Origin of the sequence: Serratia sp. Ser99 (assembly GCF_024519545.1) — a bacterium.
Taxonomy (GTDB): Bacteria; Pseudomonadota; Gammaproteobacteria; order Enterobacterales; family Enterobacteriaceae; genus Serratia; species Serratia liquefaciens.
Window position 1 is genome coordinate 33,373 of sequence record NZ_JALJRT010000018.1, and the last position, 20,874, is coordinate 54,246.

The 20,874-nt window shown below is 56.0% G+C and carries 20 protein-coding genes; 12 read left to right on the forward strand and 8 right to left on the reverse strand.

What is annotated here, in order from left to right:
* Positions 1 to 16: 16 nt before the first annotated feature.
* Positions 17 to 265, reverse strand: a complete 249-nt coding sequence (locus tag NR114_RS23210; protein ID WP_020827701.1) for a hypothetical protein — start codon at positions 263 to 265, stop codon at positions 17 to 19.
* 175 nt (positions 266 to 440) lie between these two features.
* Here NR114_RS23210 and NR114_RS23215 point away from each other — a divergent pair, with 175 nt between their 5' ends.
* Genes NR114_RS23215 through NR114_RS23240 form a run of 6 tightly spaced genes read left to right on the forward strand, consistent with a single transcriptional unit; the run spans position 441 to position 7,732 of the window.
* Complete coding sequence (locus NR114_RS23215) at positions 441 to 2,066, forward strand: TIGR04028 family ABC transporter substrate-binding protein (protein ID WP_041414747.1); 1,626 nt, start codon at positions 441 to 443, stop codon at positions 2,064 to 2,066.
* Between the two features lie 10 nt (positions 2,067 to 2,076).
* The gene (locus NR114_RS23220; RefSeq protein WP_256813499.1) at positions 2,077 to 3,021 is read left to right on the forward strand and encodes an ABC transporter permease; all 945 of its coding nucleotides are present in this window, start codon (positions 2,077 to 2,079) and stop codon (positions 3,019 to 3,021) included.
* Positions 3,018 to 3,908 carry an ABC transporter permease gene (locus NR114_RS23225; RefSeq protein WP_234530716.1) on the forward strand — a complete coding sequence of 297 codons (891 nt, stop codon included), beginning with the start codon at positions 3,018 to 3,020 and terminating at the stop codon, positions 3,906 to 3,908. Before NR114_RS23220 ends, NR114_RS23225 begins: the two co-directional genes overlap by 4 nt.
* A complete protein-coding gene (locus NR114_RS23230) occupies positions 3,905 to 5,581 on the forward strand; it encodes an ABC transporter ATP-binding protein (protein WP_234530715.1) in 1,677 nt (558 codons plus the stop codon). The genes NR114_RS23225 and NR114_RS23230 overlap by 4 nt, the downstream gene beginning before the upstream one ends.
* On the forward strand, positions 5,571 to 6,617 hold the full coding sequence (locus NR114_RS23235) for a putative FMN-dependent luciferase-like monooxygenase (protein ID WP_149572675.1): 1,047 nt from the start codon (positions 5,571 to 5,573) through the stop codon (positions 6,615 to 6,617). Before NR114_RS23230 ends, NR114_RS23235 begins: the two co-directional genes overlap by 11 nt.
* On the forward strand, positions 6,614 to 7,732 hold the full coding sequence (locus NR114_RS23240) for an alkylhydroperoxidase domain protein (RefSeq protein ID WP_256813500.1): 1,119 nt from the start codon (positions 6,614 to 6,616) through the stop codon (positions 7,730 to 7,732). The genes NR114_RS23235 and NR114_RS23240 overlap by 4 nt, the downstream gene beginning before the upstream one ends.
* A 333-nt stretch (positions 7,733 to 8,065) precedes the next feature.
* On the opposite strand, the gene NR114_RS23245 is transcribed toward NR114_RS23240, so the two are convergent.
* Positions 8,066 to 8,701: a flavodoxin family protein gene (locus tag NR114_RS23245; RefSeq protein ID WP_020827691.1), complete on the reverse strand. Its 636-nt coding sequence runs from the start codon at positions 8,699 to 8,701 to the stop codon at positions 8,066 to 8,068.
* 121 nt (positions 8,702 to 8,822) lie between these two features.
* Here NR114_RS23245 and NR114_RS23250 point away from each other — a divergent pair, with 121 nt between their 5' ends.
* The 3 genes from NR114_RS23250 (at position 8,823) to NR114_RS23260 (ending at position 10,823) form a co-directional block, all read left to right on the forward strand.
* Positions 8,823 to 9,704 (forward strand): LysR substrate-binding domain-containing protein, encoded by an 882-nt coding sequence (locus tag NR114_RS23250; RefSeq protein ID WP_234530712.1) that lies wholly within the window; start codon positions 8,823 to 8,825, stop codon positions 9,702 to 9,704.
* An 87-nt stretch (positions 9,705 to 9,791) separates the two neighbouring features.
* Positions 9,792 to 10,379: a nitroreductase family protein gene (locus tag NR114_RS23255; protein WP_020827689.1), complete on the forward strand. Its 588-nt coding sequence runs from the start codon at positions 9,792 to 9,794 to the stop codon at positions 10,377 to 10,379.
* Between the two features lie 156 nt (positions 10,380 to 10,535).
* Positions 10,536 to 10,823, forward strand: a complete 288-nt coding sequence (locus NR114_RS23260) for a DUF2623 family protein (protein WP_020827688.1) — start codon at positions 10,536 to 10,538, stop codon at positions 10,821 to 10,823.
* 33 nt (positions 10,824 to 10,856) lie between these two features.
* Here the strand turns inward: NR114_RS23260 and NR114_RS23265 are convergent, their stop codons facing one another.
* Positions 10,857 to 11,426, reverse strand: a complete 570-nt coding sequence (locus NR114_RS23265) for an XRE family transcriptional regulator (RefSeq protein ID WP_116690177.1) — start codon at positions 11,424 to 11,426, stop codon at positions 10,857 to 10,859.
* Between the two features lie 39 nt (positions 11,427 to 11,465).
* Between NR114_RS23265 and NR114_RS23270 the strand changes: the two genes are divergently transcribed.
* On the forward strand, positions 11,466 to 11,984 hold the full coding sequence (locus tag NR114_RS23270) for a GNAT family N-acetyltransferase (RefSeq protein ID WP_256813502.1): 519 nt from the start codon (positions 11,466 to 11,468) through the stop codon (positions 11,982 to 11,984).
* 19 nt (positions 11,985 to 12,003) lie between these two features.
* The gene (locus NR114_RS23275) at positions 12,004 to 12,453 is read left to right on the forward strand and encodes a DMT family transporter (protein ID WP_371078261.1); all 450 of its coding nucleotides are present in this window, start codon (positions 12,004 to 12,006) and stop codon (positions 12,451 to 12,453) included.
* 52 nt (positions 12,454 to 12,505) lie between these two features.
* Here NR114_RS23275 and NR114_RS23280 read toward each other — a convergent pair whose 3' ends face one another.
* A complete protein-coding gene (locus NR114_RS23280; RefSeq protein ID WP_234530710.1) occupies positions 12,506 to 14,692 on the reverse strand; it encodes a TonB-dependent siderophore receptor in 2,187 nt (728 codons plus the stop codon).
* Positions 14,693 to 14,941: 249 nt separating this feature from the next.
* The gene (locus NR114_RS23285) at positions 14,942 to 15,829 is read right to left on the reverse strand and encodes an SDR family oxidoreductase (RefSeq protein ID WP_234530708.1); all 888 of its coding nucleotides are present in this window, start codon (positions 15,827 to 15,829) and stop codon (positions 14,942 to 14,944) included.
* 144 nt (positions 15,830 to 15,973) lie between these two features.
* Here NR114_RS23285 and NR114_RS23290 point away from each other — a divergent pair, with 144 nt between their 5' ends.
* Positions 15,974 to 16,906 carry a LysR family transcriptional regulator gene (locus tag NR114_RS23290; protein WP_234530706.1) on the forward strand — a complete coding sequence of 311 codons (933 nt, stop codon included), beginning with the start codon at positions 15,974 to 15,976 and terminating at the stop codon, positions 16,904 to 16,906.
* A gap of 33 nt (positions 16,907 to 16,939) precedes the next feature.
* On the opposite strand, the gene NR114_RS23295 is transcribed toward NR114_RS23290, so the two are convergent.
* The 3 genes from NR114_RS23295 to NR114_RS23305 form a co-directional block, all read right to left on the reverse strand.
* A complete protein-coding gene (locus NR114_RS23295) occupies positions 16,940 to 17,539 on the reverse strand; it encodes a hypothetical protein (RefSeq protein ID WP_046373148.1) in 600 nt (199 codons plus the stop codon).
* Between the two features lie 593 nt (positions 17,540 to 18,132).
* Entirely contained in the window at positions 18,133 to 19,164 is a 1,032-nt protein-coding gene (locus NR114_RS23300; RefSeq protein ID WP_116928013.1) for a methionine synthase, read from the reverse strand.
* A gap of 27 nt (positions 19,165 to 19,191) precedes the next feature.
* Positions 19,192 to 20,169: a DUF1852 domain-containing protein gene (locus NR114_RS23305; RefSeq protein ID WP_256813831.1), complete on the reverse strand. Its 978-nt coding sequence runs from the start codon at positions 20,167 to 20,169 to the stop codon at positions 19,192 to 19,194.
* Between the last annotated feature and the right edge of the window lie 705 nt (positions 20,170 to 20,874).

Here is a 20,874-nt window from a genome sequence, read left to right on the forward strand (position 1 = left end):
AACGTCGTCCGGGTGGCTATTTCGCCGGCCCGGCCTGCCGCAGCATGGTGCAGAACGCGCACTGGCATCCCGCCTGCGGCAGCGCCGCGCAGGTACCGATATTGACCGCCTGCGCGTCCATCGCGTGAAAACCGTAAAACATATTCTCCAGGCTGTTTTCCGCTGCGCGCGCCTGTTCAGGCCGTGGCTCGGGCACCTTGGACTGAAACGCGGCGGCCCGACCGGCCAACAGGCCAAGGAACAACAGCGAAAGCTGAATTTTCATTTTCGTCTCCCCGATGTGATTTCTGATACGTTATAACAAAACGCCCATTCTGCCAACCGTCGCTGCCTTGTGCATTTTCCGCCATAGGTTAGCGAAATTAGTTCGTTCAACTCCCCGCCGATTTGGTTTGTTATCTAATCCATAACATTCCGAAATAAAGAAGGCGTGGCACACTATGTTTAAGTTCTCTTTCAATAGATTAACCAGCGGAATAACAGTGGCATTGGGCTTGACGGTGGCGGCTACTCCGGCGCTGGCGTCGGTGCAGGGCGGCACGCTGATCTACCTGGAACAGCAGGCGCACACGAACCTTTATCCGCCTTCCGGCGGCTTCTACCCCAACGGCGGCATCCTCAACCAGATCACCGACAAGCTGACCTACCAGAACCCAAAAACGCTGGAGATTGAGCCGTGGATCGCCGAATCCTGGAGCAGTAACGCCGACAAAACCGAATACACCTTCAAGCTCCGGCCGGGCGTGACCTTCTCGGACGGTACGCCGCTGGACGCCAACGCGGTGGCGAAGAACTTCGATACCTATGGCCTGGGCAACAAAGAGAAACGTCTGCCGGTCTCCGAGGTGATCAATAACTATGACCACAGTGAAGTGATCGATCCCTTGACCGTGAAGTTCTACTTCAAGCGCTCTTCGCCGGGTTTCCTGCAGGGTACCGCCACCATAGGGTCAGGGCTGGTTTCTCTCAGCACCTTAAACCGTAATTATGACGAATTGGGTGACGCGCGCCATATCATCGGCTCCGGCCCGTTCGTGGTCAGTGCCGAAACGCTGGGGCGCGAAGTGGATCTCAGCGTGCGCAAAGATTACCGCTGGGGCCCGGCCAGGCTGACGCAGCAGGGGCGCGCCAATCTGGACGGTATCAAGGTGATCGTGACCGGCGAAGACAGCGTACGTATTGGCGCATTGCAGGCCGGGCAGGCGGACTTTATTCGGCAGATCCAGGCCTATGACGAGAAACAAACCCAGGATCAGGGTTTCACTATCTACGCCGCCCCAACGCGCGGCGTCAATGACAGCGTGGCCTTCCGGCCGGACAACCCGTTGGTGAGCGACCTGCGCGTGCGTCAGGCATTGCTGCACGCCACCGACAGCAAGCAGATCGTCGAGACGCTGTTCTCCGTTAACTATCCGCAGGCCAAATCGGTGATTGCTTCTTCCGCCGCCGGTTTTGTCGACCTTTCCGCCAAACTGAAATTCGACCCGGCGCTGGCTAACCGCCTGCTGGATGAAGCGGGCTGGAAAAAGGGCGGCGACGGCCTGCGTGAGAAGGACGGCAAAAAACTGTTGCTGAACGTTTATGAATCGCTGCCGCAACCGCAGAACAAGGCGGTGCTGCAGCTGGTTTCGCAGCAGTGGGGCAAAGTTGGCGCGCGCTTGAACATTCTGGCGGGCGACGCCGGCAGCAAGGTGGCGGATAACCTGGATCCGCAGAAAACCCCGGCGGCGGTGGTGGAAGTAGGACGGGCCGATCCGGATGTGATTAAAAGTCAGTTTTACCCGACCAACCGCGATGCGCTGTTACAGCAAGGCGGGACGGGCAAAAACAGCGCATTTAAAGATGACAAGCTGAACGCGCTGCTGCTGGGCATCGCCTCAGAGGTGGATGCCCAAAAACGCCTGCAGATTGCCGGCGAGGCGCAAAACTACCTGCTCGATCAGGCCTACGTGATCCCGTTCTTCGAAGAGCCGCAGGTGTTTGCCGGAGCGCCTTATCTCAAGGGCGTAAGTTTTGAAGCGGTCGGCCGCCCGAGTTTCTACGGCGCATGGCTGGAAAAACGCTGAGGAGACCATGATGAGCCGATATCTGGCACGGCGTATCGGGCAGGCGCTGCTGGTGCTGTGGGCGACCTTTAGCCTGTCGTTTATCTTGCTGCAGGTGCTGCCGGGTGATGCCATTCTGATTAAGTTTCAGAACCCGGACATGGGCCTCAGCCCGGCGCAGATCGCCGATATGCGCGCGGCCTATGGCGCCGATGTGTCGCTGTGGCAGCAGTATCTGCATGCGCTGGGCAACGTGCTGCGCGGGGACCTCGGCTATTCCATTCAGGCCGGCGTGCCGGTGACGGAGCTGTTGGCCACCAACCTGCCCGCTACGTTGCAACTGGCGCTATTGGGGTTTTCGCTGGCGCTGATCCTGGCGTTGGCGCTGGCCTTTATCTCCAATTTGACCCGTTTTGGCTGGCTGAGGTCATTGCTGCAGTCGCTGCCATCGCTGTTTGTCTCGGTGCCGACTTTCTGGTTGGGCATTGTGCTGATCCAGCTGTTTTCTTTTCGGCTCAAGCTGATCCCGGTGATCAATCCGGGGGAGTGGGAAGGGTTGATCCTGCCGATTGTGACGCTGGCAATACCGATTTCCGCTCCGCTGGCGCAGATCCTGCTCCGCAGTATCGACCAGGTACAAACCCAACCCTTTGTCGCCGTGGCCCGTGCCAAAGGCGCCAGCCGCAGCCGGGTGCTGTGGCGGCACGTGGCGCGTAACGCCATGCTGCCGGTGCTGACCATCGCCGGTATTTTACTTGGCGAACTGATCGCCGGTGCGTTGATTACCGAAACCGTGTTTGGCCGCAGCGGGCTGGGGCAACTCACCTTGCAGGCGGTGCTGAATCAGGACGTCGCGGTGCTGCAAGCGATCGTGGTGATTTCCGCCGCCGCTTTCGTCACCCTCAATCTGCTGGTGGATCTGCTGTTCCCGCTGCTGGATCCGCGATTGAAAACCCATACAGGAGCCGCCGTATGAGCAGTATCTCCTTTGAGAAATCCAGCGTGCCGGAGCGCGATCTGGGCGCGGTGGAAAGCGAAGGCACTTTGCCAACGCACCGTCCGCGCCGCCGTCGTGTACCGCTGACGCTGTTGCTGGCCTGGGCGGTGATTGCCATCGCGGTGCTGTGGGCGCTGGCACCGCAGCTGTTCACGGCCTACAGCGGCACCGAAGGCATTGCCGGGGCGCAGCGTTTGGCACCGGGGGGCGAACATTGGTTGGGCACCGATCAACTGGGGCGCGACCTCTATGCGCGCATTGTTTATGGCGCTTCGCAGACGCTGTCCGCCGCGCTGGTGGCGGTCGCTTTAGGCCTGCTGTTGGGCACCGCGCTGGGGCTGATTGCCGGTGCGGTGGGCGGCATCGCGGATGACGCGGTGATGCGCCTTGTCGACGTGTTGCTGTCGATTCCCGGTCTGCTGCTGTCGTTGAGCATCATTATTTTGCTGGGCTTCGGCACGGTTAACGCCGCCATCGCCGTGGGGATTACCTCGGTGGCGAACTTTGCCCGCCTGGCGCGCGCCGAGGTGGTACGGGTACGCCACAGCGATTACGTCGAGGCGGCCTATGGCAGCGGCGGTACCTTCTGGGCGGTGCTGTGGCGGCACATTTTGCCGAACTCGTTAACCTCGGTAATTGCCTTCTCGGCATTGCAGTTCGGCAGCGCGATTCTGGCGATTGCCACCTTGAGCTTCCTGGGTTACGGCAGGCCACCGCCGACGCCAGAGTGGGGGCTGCTGATCGCCGAAGGGCGCAACTATATTTCCACCGCCTGGTGGCTAACCACCTTCCCGGGGCTGGCGGTCGTGGCGGTGGTTCTGGCGGCCAACCGCATCAGCCGCGCATTGGGGAGAACGCCAGTATGAGTATTCAGAGCGCATTACAACGGGCGAGCGCCACACCACCGGTACTGGAGCTGGAACAGGTTTCGATCGCCTATCAGGGCGCGGCTGGCAATCAGCGGGTGGTGCATCAGGTGTCGTTTGCCATTCAGCCTGGGGAAGTGGTGGCGCTGGTCGGCGAGTCCGGTTCCGGCAAAACCACCACCGCGCAGGCAATCATTGGTTTGCTGACGGAAAACGGTCGCCTGGAGCAGGGGGCAATACGGCTGAACGGCACCGACATCAGCCACTGGTCATCAAAGCGTCTGGATGCGGTACGCGGGGCGCAAATCAGTTTGATCCCACAAGATCCTTCCAGCTCACTCAATCCGGTGAAAACCATTGGCGATCAGGTGGCAGAGATCATCAACATTCACCGTCGGCTGCCGCGCAAGCAGCTGCAGCAGCGGGTGGTGGCATTGTTGACCCGCGTCGGTTTGACGCATCCGGAGCTGCGGGCGCGTCAGTATCCGCACGAGCTTTCCGGCGGCATGAAACAGCGGGTGTTGATCGCCATTGCCATTGCGCTGCAACCGGCGTTGATTATCGCCGATGAGCCGACCAGTGCGCTGGATGTCACGGTGCAAAAACGCATTCTCGATCTGATCGACGAACTGCGGCAGGAGTTTGGCACTGCGGTGCTGCTGGTGACCCACGATCTGGCGGTGGCGGCGGAACGCGCCGATCGGCTGCTGGTATTTCGCCATGGCCGGGTACAGGAGCAGGGAGTGACTGCCGAGGTGCTGCGCGTCCCTGCCAGCGACTATACCCGCCGGCTGTTTGCTGACGTGCCCTCATTGAGCCGTGCAGTGGTGCCGCAACCCGGTCACCGCACGCAGGAGCTGGCGATCCAGGTCAATGGACTGGTGAAAGATTTCCCCCTGGCCGGTAGCGGTGGCAAAACTTATCGGGCGCTGGACCAGGTGTCGTTCAGCGTGCCTGGCGGCACTACCCATGCGCTGGTGGGGGAGTCCGGCTCCGGTAAAACCACATTGGCGCGCTGCCTGCTCGGTTTCCAACGGCCGGACGCCGGGCAAATCATTATCGACGGCGTCGACTTTACGCGCTTGAAGGGCGAAGCGCTGCGCCAGTTCCGCCGCCGCATTCAGCTGGTGTATCAGAACCCATTCGGTTCGCTCGATCCGTCCCAGACGTTGTATCAGGTGATTGAAGAGCCGCTGCTGAATTTCGAGCCGCTGACCCAGGCTGAGCGCTATCGCCGGGTGCGAGATTTGTTTGAACGCGTGGCGCTGCCAAACGAATTGCTGAGCCGTAAACCACGCGAACTTTCCGGCGGCCAGCGACAGCGGGTGGCGATCGCCCGGGCGCTGGTGCTGCAGCCGCGGGTACTGGTGCTGGATGAAGCCACTTCGGCATTGGATGTCACGGTTCAGGCGCAGATCCTGCGGTTGCTGCAGGATTTGCAGCAGGAATTGGGGCTGACCTATTTGTTTATCTCACACGACCTGGCCACGGTCAGGCGGATTTCCCACAGCGTTTCGGTGTTGCACCGCGGCGTGCAGGTGGACAGCGGGGCGACCGGTGAGCTGTTCGCCATGCCGGGCAGCGATTACACACGTCAGCTGATTGAAGCCATTCCCGGCCGTCAGCTTTATGCCGAACAGCCCCAGATTGAGGATGCATTCTATGAGCAGTAAAAGACTCGGTTTTTTCACCCGGCTGCTGGATCAGGGCAGTGCGCAGCAGCGTTATCGGCTGGCGACCGAACAGATCGTGCATGCCGAACGGGCCGGCTTTGACAGCGCCTGGGTGGCGCAGCACCATTTTCATGAAGACGAGGGCGGCCTGCCTTCACCGCTGGTGTTTCTGGCGCAGGTGGCGGCGCGAACCCGCCATATCCGGCTCGGCACCGGGGTGATCACGCTGCCGATGGAGTCTGCGATTCGGGTGGCCGAAGACACTGCGGTGCTGGATCTGCTGTCCGACGGCAGGTTGGAAGTCGGTATCGCTGCAGGCGGCACGCCTTCTTCGTTCAGCGCCTTCGGTTTCGACGCCACACAGCGTCACGCGGTGTTTGCCGACAATTTCAGCACCCTGCTGCGAGCCTGGCGCGGTGAGGCCCTGGGTGGTGAAGATAACCGCCTGTATCCGGCGGCACCGCAGTTGGCCGAACGGGTCTGGCAGGCGACCTTTTCGGTGGAAGGCGGCGAGCGCGCCGGGCGGGCCGGTGACGGCCTGATGCTGTCGCGTACTCAGCCGCGCCCGGCAGATGCGCCGGATTTGCCGCTGGACGAATTGCAGAACCCGATTATCGACGCTTATCTGGCGGCGCTGCCGCCCGGCATTGCGCCGCGCATCATGGGATCGCGCACCGCATTGGTAACCGACCATGGCCAACAGGCGCGGGACTTTGCCGCCAAAGGGTTGAGCCGAGGGCTTGAGCGCCTGCGCGCCAGTGGCCACCGGCCGTCCGACGAGTCGCTTGATGGGCTGATCCGCGCTTTTGACGTGCACCTTGGCACCCCGGAGCAGGTGATTGCTTCATTGCAAAAAGACAGCGCGCTGGCGCGAGTGACCGATTTGGCATTCCAGGTGCACTCTATCGATCCGCCGCACGCCACCATCCTGCGTTCTATTGAGTTGATCGCCCGCCACGTTGCCCCGGAGCTGGGCTGGCAACGCCGCAATCCCGCATCCGTCTCCTACGAACATCACGCTGAGGAAAAGGTATGACTGCAACATTGCTCCCTAAAGATTTGCTGGCTGAGCTGGCAGAGATCGCCCCCAATTCTGCATTGGCTCAGGCCAGAGCTACCCGACAAGCGGCGACAGATGCGATTCAGGCCAGCTATCTGGCGCTGTTCTCACCCGCTGATGCCGGCGATTTCCCCGTAGTGCAACGGTTGCAGCTCGCGCAGCGCATCAGCGAATGGCATGCGGACAAGCTGCTTGCTGCACACTACGGCACCTTGTTGCAGCAGGAGGGGGGCGTTCAGCCTGGCCCGCATTTGCAGGCAGCGTTCGATCACGCCGAAAGGCTGGCGTTCAAACCCGCCAGCGCCGACGCGCAGCATTTGCAGGCATTGCAACAGGCCGGCTGGACGCTGGACGCTATCGTCACCCTGTCGCAGCTGATCGCCTTTGTTAGTTTTCAGAGCCGCTTGCTGACGGGTTATCGGCTGCTTGAAGGAAAACCACTCGAAAGCTCCGGTGGAGCTCCCGTCAGGGCTGGCGGTTGGCGTACCGAATCCGTGACTCTTGGCGGCCGCCACGCACCACCGGTGTTTACCCGCCAGGAACTGGGTTGGGAGCCCTGGATTGCCGCCAAGCCGCTGGCAGAGTTTGATGAGCAAGGTCAGGCGCTTTTGACGCGCTTCGGGCACAGCGACTCGGATTACTTCCGCCTGCTGGCGAGTAACCATCCGGTGCTGGAGCAGAGAACGTTGGCGGATCGCGCCATTTTCTACACGCCGGGTGGGTTGGAACGTAAGGATCGCGAGCTGGCGGCAACGGTGGCCAGTAAGGTGAATGGCTGCATCTATTGCGCTTCGGTGCATGCCCGCAAGGCGGCGCAGTTGTCCAAGCATACGGATGAGGTACAGCGGCTGCTGGATGTGCTCCCGGGCGGCATTTTGAGCGAGGGACAAGGGGAGCCGTGGCGGACGCAGATAGACTTCACCGCTGCGCTGTCCGCCACGCCGCCGCAGGTCAATGCCGGGCAACTGGCGGCGTTGCGCGAGCAAGGGTTGGACGAACTGGCGTTGCTGGATCTGGTGCAATCGACCGCGTTCTTCGCCTGGGCCAATCGGCTGATGCTGACGCTCGGCGAGCCTTTCGACGATCGCTAGGTTTTTCACAATGCACGCAGATACGTTGAGGCGAAAGTTTTCGCCCCAACGTAATTATTAATTTTCCCTACAGGTTGTTAGCTTGAGGAAGCGTAGAGACTCAGCCCAGCAATATATCTATTTCATAGCAGGCAAGTCTTGTGCGGCAATGATGCCTTTTACAAGGCAGGAGCACTATGGGCAGTTTTTAAAGCAGGTGTGCCGTATATTCCCACTCCTGGTCATGGTATACGCCCAGCTTTCGCTTGTTCATCCACAATTACGTTAAGTTTTAGTGAGTTCGCCAATTTTTCAAACGCCTTATTTTCAGCATAAGGCTACCCCTGGGCGGCGTCAGTTTTGCCAAACCTGCGGGCTGCGCGGCGTATCCATCCGGTAGTCTGAATAGGGACGAGTGAATATCTCGCGCCCCAGCTCGCGGGCGGCTTGCAGCGGGTTACGCGGATCGCGGCTGATTTCGCCCCGGCTGTTGCCCGCGCCATGAACCAGCCCGACGAATTCGGAATGCGAATAGCGGCTGAACTCCTGAATTTGATGCACAATCCCCATCGCGGCACCGGGATAGGTTTCCTCCGAGGCTACCGCCAGCCCGATGCGTTTGCCGCTCATACGCTGATGCACCTGTTCCGCATCGGGGTAGGCGCTGGAGTAGTAGCTGAAAGAGCGGTCGAAAAAGGCTTTGGTTTGCGCCGACATGCCGTACCAGTAAAGCGGGGTGCAGAACACCGCAGCGTCCGCCGGCAGAAAATGCTCAAGGAACAGTTCGCCATAACGGTCGGCAGGCGGGGTTGCGTGGCGCTCATCCACCAAAAAACCGTTGATGTAATCGTCTAAAAAAAACAGGCTGGCGTCGGTGCCGGCCTCCGCGGCACCTGCCATGATGGCCTGCGCCAGGGTTGCACTGTTGCCGTCGCGACGTGGGCTGCCAACCAGGACGATAAGTCGTTTTGACTGATGAGATGAATTCATGTCGTTCTCCATTGATGGTGGTGTAGAACACGAGAATCAATTTAGGGTGAGTAAAGCTGTAGTGACAAATGACGGCTATTCTTTCAGGATGAGTTCAATTCATCTGTAGGGAGCCCTGACCATGTTTGCCTCGCTGCCGGTTACCGCATTGCGCACCTTTGAATCCGCCGCCCGGTTGCGTAGTTTTAAACAGGCGGCTTTGGAGTTGGCGGTGACGCCGACGGCGGTATCGCATCAGATAAAAGCGCTTGAGCAGCAGCTGGGTTTTGCATTATTCGATCGGATACCGCGGGGCGTGCGGTTGACGCCAAAGGGCGAGCGTTTGTTCGCCGGAGTGCACGGCGCATTGCTCGACGTGGCAACGGTGCTGGATGCTCTGCGACCAACGCCGAGCTCGGGATCGCTGTGCGTTTCCGTTACCCATTCCTTCGCGGCGCTGTGGTTGGTACCGCGCCTGGGGCGTTTTTATCAGGCCTATCCGCACTATTTGGTACGCCTGGAGGCCTGCGCTGAGGTGATTGATCTGCAGCAGGACGCCAGCGTAGACATCGCTATTCGTTACAGCAGTGCAAACTACCCGCAGTTGTACCAGGCGGCGCGGCTGGAAGAGAGTTTTGGCGTTTACGGCGCCCCGGGGTTTTGTGCGGCGGAGCAACCTGCACCAACCTTGATCACCGTGCGCTGGCGGGATTCCACCCTCTACGAAACCCGCTGGCGCGATTGGTGCCTGGCTGCCGGGGTCGATTGGTGGCAGCGCCACACGACGCTGCGGGCCTATGATGAAGAGCATTATGCGCTGCAAGCGGCGGTAGCCGGCCAGGGGTTGGTGCTGGCGAGCTCGGTAATGGTGTCCGATCAGGTGCGTAATGGTTTGCTGGTACCCTATCGGCCGGATATTCGCGTGCCGGGATCGGCCTACACCGCGTTGTGTGTACCCGGGCGTGAACGGCACCCGCCGGTACGGGCATTCCTCGACTGGCTACAGCAGGAACTTGGCGGCTGATGAACAGCACAAAATAAAAGTTTTTCTGGCGTGCGGCATGGGAATATTGGATAAATTTGGTATTCCATTCCCATGAGAGAGATGTCCATGAGCCAGCCAAGAGTTTCCGATCACCCGATTGATGCGCAGTTTATTGAACGCTGGTCGCCGCGCGCGCTGGCGAATGATCCTATCGACGATACGACCCTGTTGAGCTTCTTCGAAGCGGCACGCTGGTCGCCTTCGGCGTATAACATCCAGCCGTGGCGCTTCGCTTATAGCAAGCACGGTTCGGCCAGTTGGGACAGCTACCTGGACTTCCTGATTGAATTCAACCGCGGCTGGGCGCAGCACGCTTCGGCGTTGGTAGTGATCATTTCGAAAACGACCAGCCTGAACGGCGAGAAGGAAGTGGATAACCCAAGCCATTCCTTTGATACCGGTGCTGCCTGGGCCAATCTGGCGCTGCAGGCGCATCTGAAAGGCTGGCTGACCCACTGCATGGGCGGCGTTCACCACGATAAAATCAAGGCTGCGCTCAACCTGCCGGATAACTATCAGGTGCATGGCATGGTGGCGATCGGCAAGGCGGGCGACAAATCCCTGCTGCCTGAATTCCTGCAGCAAAAAGAGATCCCTTCAGGGCGTTTGCCGCTGGAGCAGACGGTGGTGGAAGGGCTGAACTTTACCCTGTAATCGCTTTTTCTGAGACTGATCGGCCCGCAGGATTCCCTCTGCGGGCTTTTTTATTGCCTTGCGTAGATGAGGTAAAACTTTGTGAGTATGTCCATGAGTGCGATGATCGCTATATAATATTTTATATAGCGATTGTTGAAAATTAGGGGAGGGTACATGGACAATCACTTCGGTAAGGGGCTGATGGCCGGGTTAGCCGCGCGGGACGCCAAGCCTGCTGCGCAACTGTCCCGTTTCTGTTGTGACTACAAACGTGGCTTTGTATTGGGCTATGCGCACCACCTGGCGGAAAGCCTGGGTGACGAAAATCAGGCTGCGTTCGAGGCCGGCTTGCTCTGCCGGGCTTACGATCTTAACGGCGAGATGATGAGTGAGTTCTTCACCGGCGGCAGCAACCGCCTGGCCGAAAAGTTTTTCTGCGCGGGGTACAATCGGGAAGGATAACCTTAAGCGCCGCCACGCTTTGGCCTGAGTGACTCAGGCCTTGTTCATCACCACCACCAAATAGATGCAGAGTTCAGCGCTTTCATTCTTGAACACGCAGTCGGTCGGTGGGCCAAGTTCCAGGCAATCGCCCTGGTCCATTTCATGGCGGGTTTCGCCTTCCTGAAACACCAGCGAGCCGGACAAAACCCAGATCAATTGCCGCATAAAGGCATAGGCCGAAGCCGGCATGGGGATCGCGGCCCCGGCGGGCAGTTCAATGCGTACCAGATCGAGCGGCATATCCGACTGCGGCGACACATGGCGACGCACGTAGCCGCTGTCGGGATCGACCCATAGCGGTTGGTCCTGCTTACGCATCAGCCGACCTTCCTGCGTTTCCGCCCGGGCGATCAGTTTGGACATGCTCAGACCGAATGCGCCGGAAAGCCGCCCCAGCAACATCGCCGTTGGGCTACTGTCGCCGCGTTCAATTTTATGCACCATCGCGCGTGAAACGCCGGCTCGTTCCGCCAGATCGGACAGCGACCAATGGCGTGCCTCACGTTCGATGCGGATCCTCGCGCCGATGCGCTGATTTAGGTTGTCTAATTTATTATCCATATCGTAGTATGATAGTAGACGGTCAACCAAGAGGTCAACATGCTTATCCGTAACGCGACTATAACCGATAGTGCAGGCATCGCCGCTATCTATAACGACGCCGTGCTGAACACCACGGCAATCTGGAATGAACTTAGCGTCGACGAGGCAAACCGCGCCGCGTGGATAACAGAACGGCAGGGGATGGGCTACCCGGTGCTGGTGGCGATTGACGCAGCGGGTGAGGTGATGGGCTATGCCTCATTTGGCGATTGGCGGGCGTGGGACGGCTATCGACACACCGTCGAGCATTCGGTGTATGTTCGGCGAGACAGCCGCGGCGGCGGGGTAGGTAAAACGCTGTTGATTGCGCTGATTGAGCAGGCGCTGGCGATCGGCAAACACGTGATGGTGGCGGGCATTGAGTCCGGCAACCACGCGTCTGTGCAGTTGCACATTAATCTGGGCTTCGAGATGGTCGGCCGCATGAGCGAAGTGGGTGCCAAGTTTGGCAAATGGCTGGATTTGACCTTCCTGCAGCTGAAGCTCGACGACGCTAGCGCCCCACCGAAGCGTTAATGGCACATTGAAAACCGAGATCTCTATGAATATCATGCTATTGCTGCTGGTTGCGGCCGGGGTCAGCCTGGTCATTCAGAACCTGTTGATGGTGCGCATTACAGAGAGCGTGTCGACGGTGCTGATTACGCTGGTGATCAACTCCAGTGTTGGCCTGGTGTTGTTGATGGGCCTGCTGTTTGCCAAAAACGGTGTCACGGCTCTGGCCGAAGTCACGGGTTCCCTGCGGTTGTGGATGTTGTTGCCTGGCTTGTTGGGATCGTTTTTTGTGTTTTCCGGCATTTTGGGTTACCAGAAGCTGGGGGCGGCAACCACCATTGCCGTACTGGTTGCCAGCCAGTTGGTGGCGGGATTGATGGCCGATATTTATAAGGCCGGGCCGGCGGCAATGCGTGAAAATTTGCCCGCGCTGCTGGGGGCCGTGTTGCTGGTAGTTGGTGCTTTTCTGGTGGCCAGAAGAAGTTTTTAAAGCCTAAAGAGCCCGCCCGGTTTTCCCCGAACGGGCCTGCTTATTTATTCGATCAGAATGACAGGGTCATACCGGCGTAATACGCGCGCCCAGACTCGTTGTAAGTTGATGCCCCTTGATTCTCGCGGTACAGCTGTTTATCAAACAGGTTACTGATACCGGCATTCAGGCGCAGATCCTTGGTCAGATCGTAATTCACGCCAACCGCGGCCACGGTGTAAGCTCCCACTTCATTGGTCGCCAGCGAACCGACTTCATTACGGATCTCGGCATATTCGCGGGGTTTCTGACGGCCATAGAATGTCCAGGTGAGGTTGGTCGAGAGTTTGTCGGTTACCTGATAATCCAGCATGGTGTTAACGGTGTATTTCGGGATCACGGAAAGCGGGTTCCCGGTATCCTTATTTTCCGATGTGATCATATAGGTGGCGTTGGTACGCCAGTTCAGCCGATCTTTCACTACCGGGATCACCAGGTTGCCTTCAAGCCCTTCCACCACCGCCTTGCCGCCATTTTCCCAACGCAGAATGTTGTAGCCGTTAGAGGCGTAGCCCACCAGATCGGTCCCGGAAACGATTTTGTTTTTATAATCGTTACGGAAATAGGTAATACCGGCGTTGAACCCTTCATAGGTGAACTCCAGGCCGACTTCTTTGTTGATGCTGACTTCCGGATCCAAGTCGGCATTGCCCATCAGGTAGCAGCTCCCCGTCGCAATGTTGTCCGGGCAGCCGTTGCCGCGGGTGGCCAGCAGGTAGCCTTCGCTGGACTGATACAGGTTTGGGGCTTTGAAGACGCGGGCGATCCCGGCTTTCAGTTTGAAATGGTCGCCAAGTTCCTGCGAGGCATTCAGGCTTGGGCTCCAGTTGCTGCCGAATTTGCTGTGATAATCAAAACGCATGCCGGGGATCAGCAGGGTGCCGGGCAGGACTTCGATATTATCTTCGAAGTACAAGGCGCTGAGTTCTGCGCTGTTTTTGGCGCTGCGTCCGGAAGGATCGCCGGAGATATCGCCGATGGTGACGCCGCTGGCATCGGTGACCTGCATAGAGGCCGGATCGTCGAGCTGCTCACGGTTCCACTCGGCCCCCAGGGTCATGGTTTGTTCGAACCACAGGTTGAGCGGCAGCGTCACTTCACCGGTGGTTCTGACATTTTTTAGCCGACTGGTGTTGAATTGGTCGCTGTTGATCATCCCTTCGACACGCCCGGTAGAGCCTTCCTGAAGACGGGTATTGTTGGTTTTTTCGTAGTAAACACCGACGCGTGACTGGCCCCAATCCCAGATGCCGTTATGGGTGATGCCGTAAGTCTGGCGATACAGGCGGTTGGTTTCTTGTCCGTACAGCGACGAAACCAGATCGTTCGGGCTGAGATTACCGTTGCTGTACTGGGTATCACCGGCATAGATATTGCCTTGGCGGCTGTAGCCCAGCTCAAAATCGAGGATCTGCGTCGGGGTCATTTTCCACGAGAACAGGGCGTTGACGTCTTTGTTGCGTACGCCTTCGCTACCGGCAGCATAGGATCCGTTTTGCGCGGTGTTGATATCCGCCGCATCGGCGTCGGTCTTGTTAAAGTTGCCGTACAGGCGCATGGTGAGCGCGTCGCCGGCCAACGGGCCGCTGAGGCTAAAGTTGGTGCGTTTCGTTGCGCCTTCCTTGTCGTTTTCAGGCTGATTGGTAAACAGCGACAGGCTGCCATGCCAGTCATTGGTGGGGCGTTTGGTGATGATATTAATCACACCGCCGGCGGCACCGGAACCGTAACGCGCCGCCGCAGGCCCACGCAGCACTTCGATGCGCTCAACCATTTCCGCCGGCACCCAGTTGGTATCGCCGCGGGTGTCCCTTTCGCCGCGCCAGCTATAGCGAACTGAATTGCGCGACGTGGTGGGGACGCCGTCGATTAAAATCAGCGTATTTTCCGGCCCCATGCCGCGTATATCGATCTGGCGGTTATTGCCACGGCTGCCGCTGGCGCTGTTGCCGGTCAGGTTCACGCCGGGCATTTTGCGGATGATGTCGGATAAATCGTTGACCGGCGGATCCTTGGCGATGTCCTCGGCGGTAATAATGGAAACGCCAGGCTGCTGTTTTAATTGTTCTTCCGCCGGCGCCAAAACTACCATTTCCTCACTTTCCGCTGCCAAATCATCGGCAGCATAGCCGCTCCCGCTAATTAATCCCGCCAGCAAAATCGCGCCTGGTTTCAATTTGAAAGAGTGTGTGTAAATCATGCATCTTATCCCTGAAAGTATGTGCAAATATTATTGAATAATTATGATAACGATAACTATTCTCATTTATTGTAAGGAAAGTGCAAATTCACAATATCTCCACAATGTCGTTTCGGGCGGAGTGTGTTTTTATCTGATTGATAAATTTATATTTAAAAAATTTTTTTGATGATGAGCCTAAGTGGCGCAGGGCAGATGTAAAGCTAAAGCCCGCCTGGTTTTGCCCAAACGGGCCAGATAAAAAAGGAATTAATAGGCGAAAGCGGCCCGGTGTTTGCGGATAAACTCTGGCCAACGAACCGGCTCTTTGCCGGCAATTGTCGGGAAGTTGTCAAAGGTTTCTTCAACGCCGGGAATATCGCGTTCGGCAATGCGGCGTAGGTTGTCGCCAACGCAGTTCATATAAGCCATTTCGGCGCCAGATTGCCGCATGTTCTCCAGGAAAATCCGGTAATCGAGCGCTTCATAGCGAAATGGCTGGCCCAGTATTTCCGTCAACATGGCCGCAATCTCGCCATAGGATTTTGCGTCATAACCCAGTCGATAGGTTTTGCCCGCATGCTGTTCAGGGTGCAGCAGTGAACAGGCTGCCGCCAGCGCGACGTCTTCGCCGTCAACCCAACTGAAGGGAGCATCACCGGTGTATTGCTGAATGACGCCGTTGACCACCGCGGGAATGCCACCGTAGCCGATCAGATTTTGCATAAAGCACTCCGGCCGCAAATGCGTAAAGCTGAAACCTGATGCCTCAATATAACGTTCGATCAATTGATGCCAGGCCCAGTGAGCAATGGTGGTGTCGTCGCGGCCACAAGCACCGAGGTGCACAATATGCTGTACCCCGGCCTGTTTCGCCTTATCGAGAAACACCTTGCTCTGGCGCAGCATGTCGACGGTATAGCCGGTCGCCAGAAAGGCGCGGTCAATACCCTGCAGCGCCGGCGCCAGCGTTTCTTCTTGATCAAAATCCATAATGACGGTGCTGATGCCCTGAGCGATAAAAGGCTCGGCTTTTTTCGGGGAGCGTACCGCCGCCACCAGGGCAATGGTGGTGTCTGCCTGCAGGTTACGCAAAGTATCGCCGCCTATCTGGCCGGTGGCGCCGGTAATCAGCACCCTTGGTTTGTTTATGCTCATCAATAAACTCTTGTCATGGTCTGTGGTTGAATCGGGCCTGGCCCTGAGGATGTATTACCAGATCGAGTTTACGGGGAATAAATTTCCTATTTAGGCTATAAATTACCGAGTTTATGGAATTAAATTCATTAATGGTGACGGACTATGTTTTCTTCCGAACGACTCAAAGGTATCGATCTGTTTGTCTGCGTAGCCGATCTGGGCAGCTTTACGGCCGCCGCAGAACGCCTGAATTTGACCGGTTCCGCCATCAGCAAAGGCATTGCCCGTCTTGAAAGCCGGCTGCAGGTTCGCTTGTTTAACCGGACCACGCGGCGTCTCTCACTGACCGACGCGGGGGAAACCTTTTACCGCACCTGCACCAGCGTATTGGGCGAGCTGGAAGAGGCGGAGCTTGCCATGCAGGCCGAAAATGCCGAGCCGCAGGGAAGGGTGCGTATCGATCTTCCTGCCGCCTATGGTCGTCTGCATGCTTTACCGGTGATCCTTAAGCTAATTGAGGATCATCCGCTGTTAATGCCGCATATTTCGTTTTCCGACCGCTTTGTCGATCCTGTGATAGAGGGGATCGATATTATTGTGCGTATCGGTGGCGCGGATATTTGGCCGAATACTTTAGGACACTGTTATCTGGGGGCGCAGCGGCATATTTTTTGCGCTTCACCGGCCTATGTGAAAAAGCGCGGCGTGCCGAACAACGAACAGGATTTGGATAATCACAGCTGCGTGGTTTACGGCGAAGGCAACGGTATGCTCACTCCCTGGCATTTTGCCGGCGGGCAGGCGAATAACAGCGAGAAAAGGGTGTTACCGGCGCGGGTGGCTATCGGCGATGCAGAAGGGCAGCTTACCGCCGTTTTGGCCGGGCACGGCATAGCGCAGTTGCCTACCTGGTTGGTGAAACGGCAACTTGCAGAGGGTTCGCTGGTGGAGGTATTGCCTCATCTGGCAACCGATGGATTACCGATTAATCTGGCCTGGCTCAAGAGCCGGCAGGCGCTGCCGAAAGTTCGCGCGTTATTGAAGATCCTGACTGACAATCTGGGGCCCGATGGCAGCATGACAGAGCGCACCTGAGGTTCGTTAGGCACTTCAGCGACAGAAAAATTCTCAGGAAATGGCGGCGGCGAGGTTGCGCAATTCAGGCAACACGCCCAGGTTTTTCTCCTGCACGATATCCTGACAAACTTTCAGGATCACCGCTTTGACCACGTCGGAGCTTCGCATCAGGTTCTGTTGTTCCATTAGACTATTGACTTCAGCCAGCTGTTTTTTAGTGACTTTCATTGACAGCCGTTTGGATGCCTTGGCATTTGCCAGCTCGCTGCCTAACAGCGCTTTCAGTCCTTCCTGATGATAGTAGCCGGTGGTCAGCGCATGAAGGTAATACAGGATCAGCGTCTTATGAAAATCTTCGCCCAGTGAAGCATCTATTTTCTGCGTGGCGACGTTAAGAATATCGAGATAGTGCGCCGGAACCCGGACTTCCAGCGCCGACTTGCTTTGCTCAAACTCGCTTTTAATTTGCGGTGTGGATTGAGCAGGGACACTGACCACGGCGTCGCACTGGTTACAGACCGCGGCCAGAATATTCTTCACCGTGCCACGCCGATCGCTGAAGTCCACATCGCGTAAACGATAAGTCGCGATAGATTTCCCGCAGTGGTGACACAGAACGGCACGCGTATCGCCTTCTTTAACAATTTTCACTTTGAACTCCTTGTCGATTTATTGGTGCACGCTGATAAAGATGACGTCGGGTTCCATAAAATAAAATTTTACGTACCAGCAGCAACCGGACTTCCAGGGTTGAAGAATGTGAACGTCAGTAGCGGCATCCTGATGATGTGGACGGCACTGATATGCGTCTCCGTAAGTTTTCCTGATAAGTTCGATTACCTCGTTTTTATCAACCTGACCAGTGGCGAACAGATTCTTGACATCGATGTTGCCACGTACCTCATGGTCATACGCGCCTTGCTGAAGACAGCGTATAGCGAGCTTTTTTACGTCCCTGAATCCCATCTTATCCCCGTATATTGTACGAAATTTGGCGTACGCACAAGGTGTCTGAAAAATTTCATAGCGCTTACTCTACTGGCGATAGTGAGGGTGAAGTTAAGTGATGAATGTGAGTCGCGTGGAGAAAAGACTAAAAGGCGCAGCACTGCGCAAACTGATGCAACGCGTAGCAACGTTGGCGGATAAAAATGCGAGAAGCCCGCTCAAGTTTCCCTGAGCGGGCTCAAATAGGGTTTACCACTTCGCACATTTATCCGCCGAAAGCAGGATATTGGGCGAAGTTACTTTACTGATAGCTCTCTACGGATGATCTCTGCACCTGCGCTTAAGGCATTGAGTTTGCCTGTGGCTACCCGACGCGATAAAGGCGCCATGCCGCAGTTGGTCGAAGGGTAGAGTTTGTCGGCATCGACAAACTGAAGGGCTTTGCGCAATGTATTGGCCACTTCCTCCGGGGTTTCTATGCTGTTGGTCGCCACGTCAATGGCCCCGACCATCACTTTTTTACCGCGGATCAGTTCAAGCAGATCCATAGGAACATGCGAGTTATGACATTCCAGCGAGATGATATCGATATTCGACGTTTGCAGTTTGGGGAACGCTTCTTCGTATTGTCTCCACTCTGATCCCAGCGTCTTCTTCCAATCCGTATTGGCCTTGATGCCATAGCCGTAGCAGATATGTACCGCCGTTTCACATTTAAGCCCTTCAATGGCTCTTTCCAGGGCGGCGATCCCCCAATCGTTCACCTCATCAAAAAAAACGTTAAAGGCGGGTTCATCAAACTGGATAATATCGACGCCCGCAGCTTCTAATTCTTTGGCTTCCTGATTGAGGATCTTGGCAAATTCCCAGGCCAGTTTTTCGCGGCTCTTATAGTGGTTATCATAGAGCGTATCGATCATGGTCATCGGGCCTGGCAGGGCCCATTTGATAGGTTGCTTGGTCAGCTGACGTAAAAACTTGGCATCTTCCACAAAAACGGGTTTTTGACGCGCCACAGCGCCAACCACGGTCGGTACGCTCGCATCGTAGCGATTACGGATTTTAACCACCTCACGCTTCTCGAAATCAACGCCGCTCAGGTGTTCGATAAACGTAGTGACAAAGTGTTGGCGCGTTTGCTCGCCATCGCTGACAATATCAATGCCTGCACGCAGTTGATCATCCAGGGACAAGCGCAGGGCATCTTGTTTTCCCTCAATTAATTCCTCATCTTGCAGTTTCCACGGTGACCAAAGTGTCTCAGGTTGTGCAAGCCAGGAAGGTTTCGGCAAACTGCCGGCAGTAGAAGTTGGGAGCAAAATTTTCATAATAAATGACCTTTTATTTTCGATTAATCAAAGAGCGTAGTGAGCAGACCATTGCTCAAGAATATTCTTGTAGGGTTTGATGAAATGCTCTTCAGTAAATTTCCCCTGCTCAATAGCCAACTGGCTGCGTTCTTCTCGGTCATAAACAATTTTCGTCAATGAATGATCCTGCTGATTCAGGCTTGGCTGATAATATTGCCCTGCGGCAGAGTTCGCATTGTAAATCTCAGGCCGATAAATTTTTTGGAAAGTCTCCATCGTGCTGATGGTACTGATAAGCTCAATATCAGTGTAATCACTCAGCAAATCACCGGAGAAATAAAAGGCCAAAGGCGCAACGCTATTTTTCGGCATAAAGTAGCGAACCTGTAATCCCATTTTTTCGAAATACTTCTCAGTCAAAGAGGAGTCGTTTTGCTGATATTCTATGCCCAATACAGGGTGTTGGTTACCCGTCCGCTGATAAGAGTCTTTACTTGAGACGCTTAAGCAGATTACCGGTGACTTTTTAAAATTCTGTTTGTACTCCGTTGAGTTGACGAAATACTTAAATATGTTGCCGTGCAGGTCGCCAAAATCATCTGGTATGCTAAACCCAGGTTGGTTTTTGTTGTGTTCCAGCAGCAATACACTGAAGTCATAATCTCGCACATAAGAAGAGAAATTATTCCCGACAATGCCTTCAATCCGCTGGTGAGTTTTTTTATCAATAATGTTGGTTTTTAATATTTCAATCACTGGGAAGGTATTGCCATTGCCTTCAACACTCATCTCGACAGAAATAATTTCAAGCTCGACAGAGTAACGATCGCCTTTTGGGTTGTCCCAATGCGCTAACGTATTGAAACGATTATCAATCATTACCAATGTGTTGCGCAGATTCTCCCGGCGATTTTTCCCTCTGGCCAAATTGGCAAAATTGGTAGTAATACGCGTATTCTCAGAGGGGTTATAATCCTCATCGAAAAGGCTGCGCTTAATCGTAAATGTAAAGTCTCTGCTCATCGCGATGTTGCACCCTAAGTTCTGAGATGAAAACTGAATTGGCTTCTTGATTTCGTAGAAGTTACTGGTTTGTTCACTCATCAGTCTTCATGTTGTCAATAAGTTAATGTTGCATATTTTATGCCAGAGCCATCGGATGAGTGAAAGCGACTAAATTTCATTACCACATGAGCTATCTTCATGATCTGACAGCGGCGGGTATCGGCAGAGTTGCCAACCCCTTGGGCTTAACGATCCGCAGCGGCATCCTGCGGGCAGAAACGGGCAACAGAACAGGCCAATGGGAAGGGGATAAAGACGAGGTGGGGGGCTGATTGCCGAAGCGCTCGGTATCGCACCAGAGCAAATCAGGCCTTCGCGTTATCGCTGAGATATTTCCGGCGCAGCCTGATCTGGAATCTGCGCCGCATTTTGTTTATCTGATTTGTCATAATCATTTGAATCATGAGAATAATTTTCTATCGTACGCCTCGTCACGTTAAGGAAAATGCCATAGGAGTCTGACTGAAAATCGCGCACAGCCCAGAACTATTGACCTGGGGGCTCGCAGCGGAAAACGACTGGAACGTATAGGTGACAGTATCATGAACGAGGTGCTGGGCAGGCTGGAAGCTATTCTGAGCTGAAGCTTTAAATTAAATAGAAAAACAAAAGCAAAACGCCCGCTTAAGTTTCCTTAAGCGGGCGTCTTTAATATGGCTCCTC

Bases quoted from the DNA above. Each gene is read 5' to 3' on its own strand.
- NR114_RS23210 (WP_020827701.1), bottom strand. From the start codon at position 265: ATGAAAATTCAGCTTTCGCTGTTGTTCCTTGGCCTGTTGGCCGGTCGG.
- NR114_RS23215 (WP_041414747.1), top strand. From the start codon at position 441: ATGTTTAAGTTCTCTTTCAATAGATTAACCAGCGGAATAACAGTGGCA.
- NR114_RS23220 (WP_256813499.1), top strand. From the start codon at position 2,077: ATGAGCCGATATCTGGCACGGCGTATCGGGCAGGCGCTGCTGGTGCTG.
- NR114_RS23225 (WP_234530716.1), top strand. From the start codon at position 3,018: ATGAGCAGTATCTCCTTTGAGAAATCCAGCGTGCCGGAGCGCGATCTG.
- NR114_RS23230 (WP_234530715.1), top strand. From the start codon at position 3,905: ATGAGTATTCAGAGCGCATTACAACGGGCGAGCGCCACACCACCGGTA.
- NR114_RS23235 (WP_149572675.1), top strand. From the start codon at position 5,571: ATGAGCAGTAAAAGACTCGGTTTTTTCACCCGGCTGCTGGATCAGGGC.
- NR114_RS23240 (WP_256813500.1), top strand. From the start codon at position 6,614: ATGACTGCAACATTGCTCCCTAAAGATTTGCTGGCTGAGCTGGCAGAG.
- NR114_RS23245 (WP_020827691.1), bottom strand. From the start codon at position 8,701: ATGAATTCATCTCATCAGTCAAAACGACTTATCGTCCTGGTTGGCAGC.
- NR114_RS23250 (WP_234530712.1), top strand. From the start codon at position 8,823: ATGTTTGCCTCGCTGCCGGTTACCGCATTGCGCACCTTTGAATCCGCC.
- NR114_RS23255 (WP_020827689.1), top strand. From the start codon at position 9,792: ATGAGCCAGCCAAGAGTTTCCGATCACCCGATTGATGCGCAGTTTATT.
- NR114_RS23260 (WP_020827688.1), top strand. From the start codon at position 10,536: ATGGACAATCACTTCGGTAAGGGGCTGATGGCCGGGTTAGCCGCGCGG.
- NR114_RS23265 (WP_116690177.1), bottom strand. From the start codon at position 11,426: ATGGATAATAAATTAGACAACCTAAATCAGCGCATCGGCGCGAGGATC.
- NR114_RS23270 (WP_256813502.1), top strand. From the start codon at position 11,466: ATGCTTATCCGTAACGCGACTATAACCGATAGTGCAGGCATCGCCGCT.
- NR114_RS23280 (WP_234530710.1), bottom strand. From the start codon at position 14,692: ATGATTTACACACACTCTTTCAAATTGAAACCAGGCGCGATTTTGCTG.
- NR114_RS23285 (WP_234530708.1), bottom strand. From the start codon at position 15,829: ATGAGCATAAACAAACCAAGGGTGCTGATTACCGGCGCCACCGGCCAG.
- NR114_RS23290 (WP_234530706.1), top strand. From the start codon at position 15,974: ATGTTTTCTTCCGAACGACTCAAAGGTATCGATCTGTTTGTCTGCGTA.
- NR114_RS23300 (WP_116928013.1), bottom strand. From the start codon at position 19,164: ATGAAAATTTTGCTCCCAACTTCTACTGCCGGCAGTTTGCCGAAACCT.
- NR114_RS23305 (WP_256813831.1), bottom strand. From the start codon at position 20,169: ATGAGCAGAGACTTTACATTTACGATTAAGCGCAGCCTTTTCGATGAG.